At 63.0% G+C, this 14,091-nt stretch carries 13 protein-coding genes; 10 read left to right on the plus strand and 3 right to left on the minus strand.

Going from position 1 to position 14,091, the window contains the following annotated elements:
• Positions 1-85 precede the first annotated feature (85 nt).
• The 3 genes from A0W34_RS08230 to A0W34_RS08240 are packed head-to-tail and all read left to right on the plus strand — an operon-like array spanning position 86 to position 3,702.
• Positions 86-1,147: a DUF1214 domain-containing protein gene (locus tag A0W34_RS08230; protein WP_081557558.1), complete on the plus strand. Its 1,062-nt coding sequence runs from the start codon at positions 86-88 to the stop codon at positions 1,145-1,147.
• 24 nt (positions 1,148-1,171) lie between these two features.
• Positions 1,172-2,830 carry an ABC transporter substrate-binding protein gene (locus A0W34_RS08235; RefSeq protein ID WP_081557559.1) on the plus strand — a complete coding sequence of 553 codons (1,659 nt, stop codon included), beginning with the start codon at positions 1,172-1,174 and terminating at the stop codon, positions 2,828-2,830.
• Positions 2,827-3,702: a TIGR03619 family F420-dependent LLM class oxidoreductase gene (locus tag A0W34_RS08240; protein ID WP_081557560.1), complete on the plus strand. Its 876-nt coding sequence runs from the start codon at positions 2,827-2,829 to the stop codon at positions 3,700-3,702. Before A0W34_RS08235 ends, A0W34_RS08240 begins: the two co-directional genes overlap by 4 nt.
• On the opposite strand, the gene A0W34_RS08245 is transcribed toward A0W34_RS08240, so the two are convergent.
• The gene (locus A0W34_RS08245; protein ID WP_003941925.1) at positions 3,693-4,253 is read right to left on the minus strand and encodes a TetR/AcrR family transcriptional regulator; all 561 of its coding nucleotides are present in this window, start codon (positions 4,251-4,253) and stop codon (positions 3,693-3,695) included. The two genes, A0W34_RS08240 and A0W34_RS08245, sit on opposite strands and share 10 nt — an antisense overlap.
• A gap of 131 nt (positions 4,254-4,384) precedes the next feature.
• On the opposite strand from A0W34_RS08245, the gene A0W34_RS08250 reads away from it, so the two are divergent.
• Entirely contained in the window at positions 4,385-5,401 is a 1,017-nt protein-coding gene (locus tag A0W34_RS08250) for an ABC transporter permease (RefSeq protein ID WP_003941940.1), read from the plus strand.
• A 39-nt stretch (positions 5,402-5,440) separates the two neighbouring features.
• On the opposite strand, the gene A0W34_RS08255 is transcribed toward A0W34_RS08250, so the two are convergent.
• Both A0W34_RS08255 and A0W34_RS08260 read right to left on the minus strand, forming a co-directional pair.
• The gene (locus A0W34_RS08255; protein WP_024487810.1) at positions 5,441-7,372 is read right to left on the minus strand and encodes an acyl-CoA dehydrogenase family protein; all 1,932 of its coding nucleotides are present in this window, start codon (positions 7,370-7,372) and stop codon (positions 5,441-5,443) included.
• 59 nt (positions 7,373-7,431) lie between these two features.
• On the minus strand, positions 7,432-7,779 hold the full coding sequence (locus A0W34_RS08260; protein ID WP_007735283.1) for a hypothetical protein: 348 nt from the start codon (positions 7,777-7,779) through the stop codon (positions 7,432-7,434).
• Positions 7,780-7,889: 110 nt separating this feature from the next.
• On the opposite strand from A0W34_RS08260, the gene hemL reads away from it, so the two are divergent.
• From hemL to ccsB, 6 genes are all read left to right on the plus strand, one after another.
• Complete coding sequence (hemL, locus tag A0W34_RS08265) at positions 7,890-9,215, plus strand: glutamate-1-semialdehyde 2,1-aminomutase (RefSeq protein ID WP_064074192.1); 1,326 nt, start codon at positions 7,890-7,892, stop codon at positions 9,213-9,215.
• Positions 9,216-9,281: 66 nt separating this feature from the next.
• Positions 9,282-9,941, plus strand: a complete 660-nt coding sequence (locus tag A0W34_RS08270; RefSeq protein WP_003941868.1) for a histidine phosphatase family protein — start codon at positions 9,282-9,284, stop codon at positions 9,939-9,941.
• The gene (locus A0W34_RS08275; protein WP_007735280.1) at positions 9,938-10,543 is read left to right on the plus strand and encodes a TlpA disulfide reductase family protein; all 606 of its coding nucleotides are present in this window, start codon (positions 9,938-9,940) and stop codon (positions 10,541-10,543) included. The genes A0W34_RS08270 and A0W34_RS08275 overlap by 4 nt, the downstream gene beginning before the upstream one ends.
• A gap of 2 nt (positions 10,544-10,545) precedes the next feature.
• Positions 10,546-11,394, plus strand: a complete 849-nt coding sequence (locus A0W34_RS08280) for a cytochrome c biogenesis CcdA family protein (protein ID WP_007735278.1) — start codon at positions 10,546-10,548, stop codon at positions 11,392-11,394.
• Positions 11,391-13,055 (plus strand): cytochrome c biogenesis protein ResB, encoded by a 1,665-nt coding sequence (gene resB, locus A0W34_RS08285; RefSeq protein WP_081557561.1) that lies wholly within the window; start codon positions 11,391-11,393, stop codon positions 13,053-13,055. The genes A0W34_RS08280 and resB overlap by 4 nt, the downstream gene beginning before the upstream one ends.
• On the plus strand, positions 13,052-14,014 hold the full coding sequence (gene ccsB / locus A0W34_RS08290) for a c-type cytochrome biogenesis protein CcsB (protein WP_047268895.1): 963 nt from the start codon (positions 13,052-13,054) through the stop codon (positions 14,012-14,014). Before resB ends, ccsB begins: the two co-directional genes overlap by 4 nt.
• Positions 14,015-14,091: the final 77 nt, after the last annotated feature.

Here is a 14,091-nt window from a genome sequence, read left to right on the forward strand (position 1 = left end):
CCTCCGGCCCTGTGCGCCTTTTTGGTAGTGCCGACTACCAAAAAGGCGCACAGGGCGAAGCCCCAACCGAAACAAGGAGATTCACATGAATGCTGTTTGGGAAAAGTTCTGCGCAGATCTGCTCGAGATCGGAAAGGTCCTGGAAGACGAGATCGTCCCTCAGGAGCCGCTGACTCAAGCCGAGGGCGTCCGCTACCTGAGTCGGTTGCTTCGGTACGGCACGATCAACTGTGTCGAGTACACCGATCCACGGTGGCCGCAGTTCTCGTCGGCTCCGAACCCGAACATGATGACGAAGATCGGTGCCGACAACCCGGACAACGTCTACATGCGCGCCAACATTTCCGGTAAGTACAACTACCGGATCATCGGCACCCGAGGCACCGTCCCGCTGATCACCTTCGGCTCGCGCGTAAATCGGTACCACATCGACGGCACCATGCTGCAGACCGGCGATCTGCATATCCACGACCTCGAGGTCGACGAGAACGGCCGATTCGAGTTCATCGCGAGCGTCGACAAGCCCGATGAGGGCGCTTGGCTGCCTTTGGCGCCCGACAGCAACCTCATCTCCGTTCGGCAAACTCACCGGGATCGGCGCAACGAGGTCATCGGTGATCTGACCATCGAATGCCTGAACCCGGACGGGGAGTTCGTCCCGTTGAGTCCGGAAGAGATCGGCGAGCGCCTCACCAAGTCCGTCGGGATCGTGAAGGGGATGGCGGAGACCTTCCTGGAATGGTCGCGCAAATTCCAGCCGCACACCAACGAGATTTTCGACTGGGGACAGGACTACTTCCAGGATGCCGGCGGCGATCCGACGATCTTCTACTTCCACGGTTACTGGAAGCTCGCCGAGGACGAGGCGTGGGTCATCGAGACCGAGGTTCCGAACTGCGAGTACTTCAACTTCGTGCTGCAGAACTTCTGGGTCGAGTCCCTCGACTACAACCGCACGAACATCTACATCAACAATCACACCGCGAAGCTCAACGACGACGGCACCATGACAATCGTCGTGGCGGCGAAGGATCCGGGTTATGGCAACTGGATCGACACCGATTCGCATGCCGAGGGGACATGGGCGCTGCGCTGGATCAAGGCGGACTCGCACCCGATCCCGACGTCAAAGGTAGTCAAGATCTGACACGCTGACGGAGATTGGGAACGTATGTACACCAGGAAGATTAGGTTCGGCCCTCGCTTTGTCGCGCTCAGGCTTGCCGGTGCATTGATGTTGGCCGGCTGCGCGTCGAGCAGTGGGGACAACTCGGGATCGGCTTCATCGAGCAGTAGTGGCGCAGCTGGTTTTGTGGGCGCCCCAGATGTGGGGGAGCGGATCGACGGCGGTGTTCTCACCTTCGGGTCCTATGCGTTCCCTTCCTCGTTGGACCCCACGAGAACGCAAGCCGCCGGTTCGACCGGCGGAACCGAAATGGCCGCGATTTACGACACGCTGGTACGCAGCGACTCCACAAACGGGAGCTTCGTGCCACAACTCGCGAAGACACTGTCGAACAACAGCGACTTCACTTCGTACACCGTCACTTTGGCTGATGGCCTCACCTTCAGCGACGGAAGTCCGCTCGACGCGGAAGCGGTGAAGTGGAGTATCGATCGATTCGTGGCAGGCAAGGGTGATGTATCGCAGACCTGGCTCAACATCGTGGATCGGATCGAGACGCCCGACGCCACCACAGTCGAATTCGTGCTCGAGCGGCCCTGGCGTCAATTCCCGGCGCTGTTGTCGCTCGGGCCCGGAATGATCGTTGCGCGAAGTTCAGGGGGAGAGGCAGGGTCGGTTTCAGGAACCGGGGAGGGAGCGTTCACACCGATCGGGGCGGGTCCGTTCACCTTGGCCAAGTTCGCCCCGCACGAAGAACTGGTACTCGCCGCACGCACGGATTATCAGGGCGGTAAACCTCCACTGGACACAGTGCGGTTTGTTCCTACATCGGGCGCGCAGTCTCAGTACGAATCGTTGAAGAGCGGCCAGATCGACATGACGTACATTCTCCGCGACGAGGCCGTGATCGAACAAGCTCTCGACGACGGATACTCGGGTTACCTCAGTCCGACCGGACAGAACGGGATCGGCACGATCAACAACCGTGAGGGCAAGCCCGGGGCCGATGTTCGCGTCCGTCAGGCGATCGCCTACGGGGTGGATCCGGCGGCGGTCAATACCCGGGCGAACAACGGATTGGGCACCGCCAGTTCCGAACTGGTCCCGCAGACGTCACGTTGGTACAACAACACAGCAGGCATTCCGTTCGATCAGGTGAAGGCAAAGGCGCTGCTCGATCAAGCGAAGTCCGACGGGTACGACGGGAAACTCCGCTACCTCACCACCTCGGAGCCGAGCCAACAGGCGACGGCACTGACGGTTCAGGCTTCGCTGAACGCGATCGGTTTCGACGTCACCATCGACTACGCGACCGATGTGACCGATCTGGTTCGACGGGTATACAAGGACCACGATTTCGACATGACCAGAGGTGGCGCTCCGGTCGGAGAAGAAGCGCCGTACCTCAATTTGTACAACAGTATGGCCAGTGATTCGAAGAACAACCCGTCCGGCTTCGCGGACCCGGAGATGGACGCGATGATCACAGCTGTGCAGACGGCATCGACGGACAATGCTGTCCGTGAGGCGATCAGCAAGGTGCAGGAGTACGCCAACGCGACTGTGCCTTACGTGATCTGGGGGCCGGCGTCGGTGTTGACCGCATGGGACGGCAACGTTCACGGCGTCGTTCGCAACATCACCGACATTATGTTCTTGGGCGGCGCTTGGATCTCGCCCAACGGCGAAACGGTGGAACGATGAAGTGGTCCTTGGCGGGTGCGATGATCGACGCGCTGGAACTGTGCGAGTTGGCGCAGGTCGCCGAAGAGGTGGGGTTCGACGGAATCGCGATGCCGGATTCCGTGTTCTATCCGGAGCAGGTGTCGGCGCCGTACCCGTACACTGCTGACGGGAAGCGGATGTGGGCGCCCGAGACGCCGATGCCTGATCCGTTCATTGCCATGGCGGCGATGGCGGCCGTCACATCGCGAATTCAGTTCTACACCAACGTGTTTAAACTTCCACTGCGCGATCCGCTGTTGACTGCCAAGCAGGTCGCGACCATGGCCGTGATGTCGAGGAACCGCGTCGCTCTCGGCGTCGGTTTGTCCTGGATTCCCGAGGAATTCACCTTCACCGGTACCGAGATGCGCACCCGCGGCGCGCGTACCGACGAAGCCATCGAGATCATCAAGGCGGTGTGTGCGGGACGTGGGCCGGAATGGGTCGAATACCACGGCAAGCACTACGATTTCGACGCTCTGATGATCAGTCCTGCTCCGGAGATTCCGGTTCCGATCTACATCGGTGGGCACAGCGAACCGGGGTTGCGTCGTGCAGCCAGGCTGGCTGACGGTTGGATGTCGGTGAACACGACCAAAGCCGAATTAGCCTGCGCCATCGATCGTCTCACGGAATTGCGGGTCGAGTACGGTCGTGCCGATGTTCCTTTCGGCGTCAACGTCTCGCCGACGGATGTTCGTGATCTGGACGGATATCGCGAACTCGAGACTCTCGGAGTCACGGAAATCAGAGTTTTGCCCTGGTATCACTACGGAGTTGACTCCGGTGATCGTCAGGGACGACTCGACTCCGTTCGGCGGTTTGCCGAGGAGGTCATCGCTCAGTACTGATCGATCAGCGTCTGCATCGCCCGGCCGTAGAGTTTTGCCAACTCGTCGCGATCTGCGGACTGGGGGATACTCTCGTCGCTGAGGACGCTCAACAGCCCGGACACCTGGGCGGAGACCAGGAGTGCGCGGGTGTACGCGTCTTCGCCGTCTAGACGAGCGGCGAGATTGGTGGCGAATACTCCGGTCATGTCTCGGAGTCGCTCCCGGATGCGTGGACTGTCCGACGCTCGCATGAGCGCTGTGTACACCGACAGCATCCGGGCGTCGGCCTTGCCCAGGACGAAGGCGGCGATTCGCTCACCGAGGGTGTCGAGTGGGCCGTCGAACTGGCCTTCGAAGTAGTCCGCAACCGGCGTGGTTTCCAGGAACAGTGCTTCTTTGGACCCGAAATGCCGGATGACCAGGGCCGGATCGATTCCGGCAACTTTGGCGATGGCGCGAACTGACGTGCCGCCGAACCCGTGCTCGCCGAACAGTTGGAACGCCGCCGCGCGAATCGCCTCGGATGTCGAGGGTTGCTCCTGCTCTGGCGTGTGCCTCGTGGGTGTCACGACATCGACCTCTGTGCTCGCTCGCCGACCGCGTTGTCAACGGCGTTGACTATAACGTGTCAACGGTGTTGACTGTTGAGTCTGTCAACGGTGTTGACAGCTAGATGCGGTTAGTGAAGAGAGCGTGGAATATGACAGATACCGACGTCCGAGTACCCAGCGAAGAAGTTGTCGATCCGCCGACCAATTGGAAGATGGTGGGCAGTGGACTCGCATTTCCGTTGTTCTTCGTCATCATGTTCTGCCTGTGCTACGTCAGCGCCTTCCATTCGCCGACGCCGAATCAGGCACCGATCGTGGTGGTCGGGTCGCCGTCCGTCACGGCCCCGCTGATCGACGGAATCCAGGCTTCGTCGGGTGACAAGTTCGACATCGTTGCCACAGCCAACGCCGCCGACGCACTCTCTCGGATCGACAACCGCGATGCGATCGGCGCCATCGAGATCGGTGACACCGTGACCGCACATATCGCCACCGGCGCGGGCGCCTCGACGGTTTCCGTGGTGAGCAGCTTGGCGCATTCGGTTGCGGAGCAGACGGGGCAGCAGGTCACGGTGATCGACTCGGCGCCTGTCACGGCGCGCGACTCCTCGACTGTCGGACTCTTCTACTTCCTGATCGTCTGCACCCTCGGTGGCTACCTGACCATCACGGTGCTCAGTCAGGTTGCGCCGAGAATGCGGTTGCGCGAGCAGTATTCGATCCTGGCCGGTGCGGCGATACTCACCCCGCTCATAGCCTTCGGCATCACCAGCATCTTCATGCACGCCTTCGGGGCGTCGTTCGGCCAGATCCTGCAACTGCTGGGAATCTCGATGGTTTACACGTTCACCGTCGGTGCGGTGAGCATCCTGCTCAATCGACTGCTCGGCCAAGCCGCGATCTTCGCGGTGCTGACGGTGCTCGTTTTCATCAACTTCCCGAGTTCGGGTGGTGCCATTCCGGTGTCGTTCCTGCCCGGATTCTGGCAGCACATCCATTCGTTCTGGCTCGGATCGGCAGCCATGGAGCCCATCCGCTCCGTCATCTACTTCAGTGGCAACGGCGCCGGACCGCACCTGCTCGTTCTGGGGATCTGGCTGGTCGCGGCACTCGGCCTGACCGGACTGCTCGCCTCTCGCCAGTCGAAAAAGGCAGCAGCGCACTGAGTGTGGTGGGGCCGGCGATTGCCGACCCCACCCGAACCCTTACTTCAGCCGTACCGCGTCGGTGCCCGGTCCGTCGAGCATCGCGGACCCCAGCAGGATGTCCGGAATGCCGAACCCGTCGATCAGTGTCTCGACGTGGGGGCGCAGGGTGCGGCAACGCTCGTTGATTCCGCGCGTCACGGCCTTCGAACGCTCCACCGACAGATGCCGGTGCTCCATGAACCAGGCCTTGTCCTCTTCGATCACGGACAGTGCGTAGAGATCGCACACCTCGCCGAAGAGTTCCTTTGCGGTCTCGTCCTCACACGAGTCGATGCCGGCGACGAATGCTTCCAGGATGACGCGCTCGATGTGCGCCTGAGCGGCTTTGAGTACGTGGTCCTGCACGAAGTTGAACGCGTCGAACGGGTTCTCCTCGCGCTTCTGCGCTGCCTGCAATCGCCTTGCCGCAGTGGCGAGTAGGTACTCTTCGCGGTCTTCGAACATCTTCATCTGGGTGCCGCGATTGAAGAGGCTGCCGTCCTCTTCGTTGTCCTGGCGAGTGTCGACGATCGTCTGCAGGATCTGCTGCGCTGCCGTGCGTTTCTTGACAACGTCGGAGACCGTCGTAGCGGCGAAGCGCATCCAGTCGACCGGGCTCATGCCGCGGACTTCGTCGGCGTAGGAGGTGAGGAGTTCTTTTGCGACCAACTGCGTCAGAACGTGGTTGTCACCCTCGAACGTGGTGAAGACGTCGGTGTCCGCCTTGAGTGCGGTGAGGCGGTTCTCGGCGAGATAGCCTGCGCCGCCGCAGGCTTCGCGTGCCTCCTGGATGGCCCGAGTGGCATGCCAGGTGTTGGCGGCCTTGAGTCCGGCGGCGCGACCTTCGAGTTCGCGCTGCTCCTGCGGATCCGGGTCGTCGCTGCTCTGGATGTCGTGCATCGCGGCTACGAGTTCGTTCTGTGCGAACTGCAGAGCGTACGAGCGGGCGATCAACGGCAGCAGACGCTTCTGGTGCACGAGGTAGTCCATGATCAGGACTTCGTCGTCACTCTTCGGAGCACTGAACTGCCTGCGCTGCAGGGCGTATCGACCGGCGATTGCCAATCCGACGCGGGCGGCCGCTGCCGCGGAACCACCGACGGTGACACGTCCACGAACCAGTGTGCCGACCATCGTGAAGAAACGACGGTTCGGGTTCTCGATCGCCGAGCTGTACGTGCCGTCCTCGGCGACGTCGGCGTAACGGTTGAGTAGATTCTCACGCGGGATGCGGACCTGGTCGAAGACGATGCGGCCGTTGTCGACTCCGGGCAGTCCACCCTTGAGCCCGCAGTCGGACGTCGTGACGCCGGGGAGGTCGTTGCCGGCGTCGTCACGAATCGGCACGACAAAGCAGTGGACGCCCTGACTTTCGCCTCCGGTGATCAGCTGTGCGAACACCGCTGCGACGGTGGCGTGCTGGGCAGCGCCGCCGATGTAGTCCTTGCGAGAGGACGGAGTGGGGGAGTTGACGACGAACTCGCCCGTCTCGACGTCGTAGGTCGCCGTGGTTTCGAGTTCCTGGACGTCGCTGCCGTGACCGGTCTCGGTCATCGCAAAGCAACCGAGCAGGTCCAGATCGATCAGCGGCTTGACGTACGCCTGGTGGTGACGCTCGGTGCCGAGGTTTTCGATGGCGCCGCCGAACAGACCCCACTGGACGCCGGCCTTGACCATCAGTGAGAGGTCGGACATCGCGAGCATCTCGATGCTGGTGACGGCGCCACCCGCGTCGCCCGTTCCGCCGTGAGAGACCGCGAAACCGTTTGCGGCGTACCCGAGATCGGCGAGGACCCGCATCTGTTCGAGAGCCTTGGAGCGCGCAATGGCGGTGTTGGGTGTGTAGTGCGGAGCAAAACGTTCGTCGTTCAATTCGCCGCGAACGCGCTCACGCACCTCCCGCCAGCGTCCGTCGAGTGTTGTCCTGAGGTGGTCCGCTGTGGTGGCCATGGAACCGACGATAGCGCGTAGCGCACCGCGGGCAACCCGGTTCGATCCCAGCCTCACATTCAGCAGGAGCCCGCGGCACCCGCTTCGATTCCTTGGCGGAAGAGTTCCTTCTCGCTCTCGGACATAGCCTGGTACGAAGGGTCGTTCTCGACGATCTTCAGGAAGTCGGCGCCCGCCGTCTGGGTCGACGTGTCGCCGCTCTGAACACGCTGCTGAACGTAGACGGACACCGCCGAACACCCGCCGAGAAACGCGGGGTCGGTGCTCGTCGCCGCGGTGGTTCGAGCCGAGTCGGTGGCGCTCGGCGGCGACGAAACTGTCGCCTTGTCGTCGTTCGAAGCGTCCGAACCACACGATGTGAGAAGAATCGCAGCCGAGACCATCAGCGTCGTCAACAGTCGCTTCATGCCCGGAATCGTCTCACGCGGGGCCCGGTTCGACCGGAAAACTCGCCTCGAGCACCGAAGTCCTACACCCTGTCGTTGTCAGATTCGACAGAACTGGGACACTGGAAGCCGTGACTGTGTCTTCCGGTGATCCCGACGTGCATGCAACGAACTCCGCTCGGCTCTTCGAACGTGCCGGCAACGTGATTCCGGGTGGCGTCAACTCGCCCGTCCGTGCGTTCGGTTCGGTCGGCGGAACACCGCGATTCATTCGCGAAGCATCCGGCTACACCCTCACCGACGTCGACGGAAACAATTACGTCGACCTGGTGTCGTCCTGGGGTCCGATGATTCTCGGGCACGCTCACCCGGCAGTCGTCGAAGCCGTTCGCGAAGCAGCCCTCGGAGGTCTCTCCTTCGGTGCGCCGACCGAAGGCGAAGTTGCCCTCGCCGAGGAAATCGTCGCCCGCGTCGCGCCCGTGGAAAAGGTTCGCCTGGTCAACTCCGGAACCGAAGCCACGATGAGCGCAGTCCGCCTCGCCCGCGGATTCACCGGGCGGACCAAGATCGTCAAGTTCTCCGGTTGCTACCACGGCCACGTCGACGCCCTTCTCGCCGACGCCGGATCCGGCCTCGCGACGTTCGGGCTGCCGACCTCTCCCGGCGTGACCGGCGCTCAAGCAGAAGACACCATCGTCGTGCGCTACAACGATCTCGACGCGGTGGCCGCGGCGTTCGAGGCCAATCCCGGGGCCATCGCGTGTGTCATCACCGAAGCTGCCGCCGGAAATATGGGCGCCGTCGCACCGCTTCCCGGTTTCAACGAGGGTCTGCGTCGTCTCACCCGTGAGCACGGCGCACTCCTGATCATGGACGAGGTGATGACCGGATTCCGCGTCAGTGCCTCGGGTTGGTACGGCATCGACAACGTCGCAGGCGACCTCTACACCTTCGGCAAGGTCATGAGCGGCGGCCTGCCCGCCGCAGCATTCGGCGGCCGCGCCGACATCATGGGCCACCTCGCACCGGACGGTCCCGTCTACCAGGCAGGCACCCTCTCGGGTAACCCCGTAGCCGTCGCCGCCGGACTCGCGAGCCTGCGCGCCGCCGACGCCGAGGTGTACGCCAAGCTCGGCCGGAACGCGACCGCCCTCGGCGACCTCATGACCCAAGCACTCACCGCCGAAGGCGTCGAACACCGAGTGCAGTACGCAGGCACCTTGGTGAGCGTGTTCTTCACCGAGAACACGGTGACCAACTACGACGAAGCCAAAGCCGCGCAGACCTGGCGATTCCCCGCCTTCTTCCACGCACTGCTCTCCCGCGGCGTGTACCCGCCGCCGAGCGCGTTCGAAGCGTGGTTCGTCTCCGCAGCCCTCGACGATCGAGCCTTCTCGATCATCGCCGACGCCATGCCTCACGCAGCCAAGGCCGCAGCTGCTGCCGTCAAGCCCTGAGCAGTTCCCATTCCAGAACACCCGCACGCTTCCGACATCCATCATCTTCAGCGAGGACCCTCGACTGTGACCGACGCCGATCACCCCGACCACACGTCCACCCGCACCATCGTCCACGTCCTGCGCCACGGCGAAGTACACAACCCGCGCGGGATCCTCTACGGACGGCTCCCGGGTTTCCGGTTGTCGGTGGCGGGCGAAGCTCAGGCTCGTGCGGTCGCGTCGGTGCTCGCCGATCACGACATCACCCACGTGGTCGCGTCGCCGCTGCAGCGGGCACAAGAGACCGCGACTCCGATCGCCGAGGCACACAAGCTCGACATCGTCACGGACGAAAACCTGATCGAGGCAGGCAACGAGTTCGAGGGTCTCAAGGTTGCCGTCGGGGACGGTGCGCTCTCGCGTCCGCGTCACTGGTGGAAACTGCGTGACCCGTTCACCCCGTCCTGGGGCGAGCCCTACCTGCAGATCGCCCATCGCATGCTCGCAGCCGTCAATGCCGCACGCGTCGCGGCAGTCGGACACGAAGCCGTCGTCGTCAGCCATCAACTTCCGGTCTGGACACTGCGTCGATTCCTGCAGGGCGAGCGTCTCTGGCACGATCCCCGTCACCGTCAGTGTGGACTGGCCTCGTTGACTTCACTGGTCTACGAAGGCGACACCCTGGTCGACATCGTCTACTCCGAACCTGCCGGCGCCTCCGACCCGAGAGTGACAGGAGCATGATTTCGCGCCGCATCGCCGCAGCATTCGCAGCCGCTGCGTCGGCGATGCTTCTTCTCTCGTCCTGCGCGACCGGCGACGACGCCGTCGCACAGGGCGGAACTTTCGACTTCGTCTCACCGGGCGGACAAACCAAGATCTTCTACGATCCGCCGTCCGACCGAGGCACCATCGGCAAGCTCTCCGGGCCCGATCTGATGAACGAAGGTCAGAAGGTCGGTGTCGAGGACTTCGAGGGCAAGGTCGTCGTTCTCAACGTCTGGGGTCAGTGGTGCGGACCGTGCCGCGCCGAAGCCGACGACCTGGAACAGGTCTACGAGCAGACCAAGGATTCGGGCGTGCAGTTCCTCGGCATCAACGTCCGCGACGACACCAAGAACAAAGCGCAGGACTTCGTGGTCGACAACAAGGTCTCGTACCCGTCGATCTACGACCCGTCGATGCGTTCGCTGATCGCCCTCGGTGACGGCTACCCCACGTCGGTCATTCCGACGACGATCGTCCTGGACCGCCAGCATCGCGTCGCCGCGGTGTTCCTCCAAGAACTTCTCGCCGAGGATTTGCTGCCCGTCGTCCAGCGAGTAGCTCAGGAAGACGCGCAGTAAAGATGACAACCACGACCACTACGCTGCTGGCCGGCAGCGACACATTGAGTGCCGGTGTGGGCGAAGCGTTTCAGAACGCGGCGTCGTCCGGTCCGCTTCTGCTCGCCCTCGGCGCCTGTGTGCTCGCCGGTCTGGTGTCGTTCGCTTCACCGTGCGTCGTGCCGCTCGTTCCCGGCTACCTGTCCTACCTGGCCGGCGTCGTCGGTGCCGACGCTCCCGCGATCACCGCCGAAGAAGCGAAGACGCGGACGATCACCCGGAGCAGTCGACTGAGGGTGGCCGGTGCGGCCGGACTGTTCGTCGCGGGCTTCACCGTTGTGTTCGTCCTCGCGACCGCGTCGGTATTCGGCGTGATCTCCACGCTGCTCGTCAACCGCGAGGTCCTGATGCGAGTGGGCGGTGTCGTCACCATCGCGATGGGTCTCGTCTTCATCGGGCTGATTCCGGCGCTGCAGAAGGACGTTCGTTTCGAACCGCGTCGCGTGTCGTCACTGGTGGGTGCGCCGCTGCTCGGGGGAGTGTTCGCTCTGGGCTGGACGCCGTGCCTCGGTCCGACATTGGCAGGCGTGATGTCCGTAGCGGCGGGAACCGACGGGATGACGGCCGCGCGTGGTGTCACGTTGATCGTCGCGTACTGCATCGGACTCGGCCTGCCGTTCATCATCTTGGCGCTGGGATCCGCGCGCGCGCTGACCGGCGTCGGCTGGTTGCGTCGTAATGCACGCACCATTCAAATTTTCGGCGGAATCATGTTGGTGGCAGTGGGAATCGCCCTCGTCACCGGCGCGTGGGACCAGTTCGTCGGCTGGGTTCGCGACGCATTTATCTCGGAGGTGACGCTGCCGATATGACAGCTGACGACAATAACGACCACCCGAAACCCGTGCTGCCGAAGCAGTCGGTGATCGGTCGAGTCGTTGCACTCGGGCGCAACACCTGGCGCGGGCTCACCTCGATGCGGACCGCGCTGGTACTGCTGTTCCTCCTCGCGCTCGCTGCGATCCCCGGCGCCCTGCTGCCACAGCGAACCCTCAACGAGGGCAAGGTCACCGACTACATCGCCGCGCGTCCGACGCTCGGTCCGTGGATGGACCGCCTCGAATTGTTCGACGTGTTCAGCAGTTTCTGGTTCACCGCGATCTACGCATTGCTCTTCATCTCGCTGGTCGGCTGCATCCTGCCGCGTTGCGTGGAGCACGCGAAGGCGCTGCGCACCCGTCCGGTGAATGCGCCGCGCAATCTTGCTCGCCTGCCGCACCACACCAAGAGCGTTGTGGACGGCGAGACTCCCGACGAACTTGCTGCCCGGGTGTCGAAAGAACTGCGCGGGTGGCGCGTCGAAACGCGTCGCGGCGATTCGAAATCACGACGCGAAGGCGAGATCACCATCTCGGCGGAGAAGGGATACCTCCGCGAGTTCGGCAACCTCGTGTTCCACCTCTCGCTGGTCGGATTGTTGATCGCGATCGCCGCGGGCAAGTTGTTCGGCTACGAGGGCAATCGCATCGTCATCGCCAACGACGGCCCCGGGTTCTGCACGACCTCGCCGGCAGTGTTCGACTCCTTCGTCGCCGGTCTGAGCCTCGACGGCACCGGCATGACCCCGCTGTGTGTACGTGTGAAGAATTTCCAGGCCGACTACCTCGAGACCGGTCAGGCCGAGATGTTCACCTCGGACATCTCGTACCAGGCAGGCGACGACCTCGAGTCCGATACCTGGCGGGACACGACCATCCAGGTGAACCACCCACTGCGGATCGCCGGCGATCGTGTGTACCTGCAGGGACACGGATACGCGCCGACGTTCACCGTCACGTTCCCGAACGGTGAGACCCGCACCGAGACGCTCCAGTGGCGTCCGGACGACGCCACGACGTTCCTGAGCAGTGGCGCGATGCGCTTCGACCCGCCGGGCGGCATTTATCCCGATGCGGACGAGCGTCGGAAGAATCAGATTGCCATCGAAGGATTGTTCGCGCCCACCGCGCTGTTCCACGGCAACCTGCTGTCGTCGAGTTACCCGGCGATGAACGATCCGGCAGTCGCCATCGACATCTACAAGGGCGACACCGGACTCGATACCGGTAACCCGCAATCGCTGTTCGAACTCAACACCGAACTGATCAATCAGGGCCGACTGGTCAAGCAGGATCGAGTCAATCTGTTTCCGGGGGAGAGCGCGACGCTTGCCGATGGAACCCAGGTGCGATTCGATGGTGCCGTCGACTTCGTGAACCTGCAGGTCTCCCACGATCCCGCTCAGGTGTGGGTGTTGGTTTCGGCGTTGACCATGATGGCGGGCCTACTCGTCTCGCTCGTGATCAAGCGTCGCCGCGTCTGGGCACGTATCTATCCAGATGACGAACGACGTACTGTAGTAGAACTTGGTGGGCTTGCCCGCACCGACCACGCAGGCTGGGGCGACGAGTTCGACCGCCTCGCCGACCGCTTGCTGAAAAGCAATCCGACCACCGCGGTGAACCAACCGCACGCGCAGGAGAACGCCCGATGACAACGAACGAGACACTCGCGCAGTACAGCGACTGGGCCTTCAAGTCCGCCTTCACCGTGCTCGTGCTGGCGTTTGTGCTGCTCATCGTGCAGTACGCGTCGGCCAGAGCAAAGGCGGTTCAGGACAAGGAACTGGTCTCCGCCGGCGGTGTCGACGCATCCGTGCCTGGCAGGGTCGCGGAGACTCCGAGCAAGTCGCTCTCGGAACGATTCGGCGGAATGGGCCGAGCTGTCCTGGTCGTCGGAACGGTGCTGATCATCGCGTCGATCGTGCTCCGCGGATTTGCGACGGAACGATTCCCGCTCGGCAACATGTACGAATTCGTGGCGATGGCGTGTGCGGCGTCGTTGCTGGTCGGGCACGTCCTGTTGATCAAGCCGGCGTACCGTCCGATGTGGGTCTTCTTGCTGGTGCCGGTTCTGATCTTGATGTTCCTCGCCGGCACGGTCCTCTACGCCGACGCGGCTCCCGTGGTGCCGGCGCTACGCTCGTACTGGCTTCCGATTCACGTGACGATCGTCAGCGTCGGCTCCGGAATCTTCATGATCGGCGGTATCGCGAGCCTTCTGTTCCTGCTGCGACTGAAGTTCCCGCCCGGTGAGGAAGGCACGAGCATCGGTGGCCGGATCGCAGAGCGACTGCCGGATGCCCAGACTCTCGACCGCTTGGCGTACAAGAGCACGATCATCGCGTTTCCGCTGTTCGGCGCCGGCGTCATCCTCGGTGCCATCTGGGCGGAAGCTGCGTGGGGACGCTTCTGGGGTTGGGATCCGAAGGAGACGATGTCCTTCATCGCCTGGGTGATCTACGCGGCCTACCTGCATGCGAGGGCAACCTCCGGGTGGCGGGAGACGAAGGCCGCCTGGATCAACATCGCCGGTTTTGTTGCGATGCTGTTCAATCTCTTCATCATCAACATGGTCGTCTCCGGCTTGCACTCCTACGCGGGACTCACCTGATCCTCTCGAGGTACCGTGGGTGGCTGCCGACCGGTCTGTAGGTATTACCGGTAGGTACGTCAGGGGCGGGCAACAGT

The organism is Rhodococcus sp. BH4 (genome assembly GCF_002079265.1).
Lineage (GTDB): Bacteria > Actinomycetota > Actinomycetes > Mycobacteriales > Mycobacteriaceae > Rhodococcus_F > Rhodococcus_F qingshengii.

What these genes read in the sequence shown, in the direction of transcription:
- A0W34_RS08230 (WP_081557558.1), top strand. Translation starts at nt 86, where the DNA reads ATGAATGCTGTTTGGGAAAAGTTCTGCGCAGATCTGCTCGAGATCGGA.
- A0W34_RS08235 (WP_081557559.1), top strand. Translation starts at nt 1,172, where the DNA reads ATGTACACCAGGAAGATTAGGTTCGGCCCTCGCTTTGTCGCGCTCAGG.
- A0W34_RS08240 (WP_081557560.1), top strand. Translation starts at nt 2,827, where the DNA reads ATGAAGTGGTCCTTGGCGGGTGCGATGATCGACGCGCTGGAACTGTGC.
- A0W34_RS08250 (WP_003941940.1), top strand. Translation starts at nt 4,385, where the DNA reads ATGACAGATACCGACGTCCGAGTACCCAGCGAAGAAGTTGTCGATCCG.
- A0W34_RS08255 (WP_024487810.1), bottom strand. Translation starts at nt 7,372, where the DNA reads ATGGCCACCACAGCGGACCACCTCAGGACAACACTCGACGGACGCTGG.
- A0W34_RS08260 (WP_007735283.1), bottom strand. Translation starts at nt 7,779, where the DNA reads ATGAAGCGACTGTTGACGACGCTGATGGTCTCGGCTGCGATTCTTCTC.
- A0W34_RS08275 (WP_007735280.1), top strand. Translation starts at nt 9,938, where the DNA reads ATGATTTCGCGCCGCATCGCCGCAGCATTCGCAGCCGCTGCGTCGGCG.
- A0W34_RS08280 (WP_007735278.1), top strand. Translation starts at nt 10,546, where the DNA reads ATGACAACCACGACCACTACGCTGCTGGCCGGCAGCGACACATTGAGT.
- resB (WP_081557561.1), top strand. Translation starts at nt 11,391, where the DNA reads ATGACAGCTGACGACAATAACGACCACCCGAAACCCGTGCTGCCGAAG.
- ccsB (WP_047268895.1), top strand. Translation starts at nt 13,052, where the DNA reads ATGACAACGAACGAGACACTCGCGCAGTACAGCGACTGGGCCTTCAAG.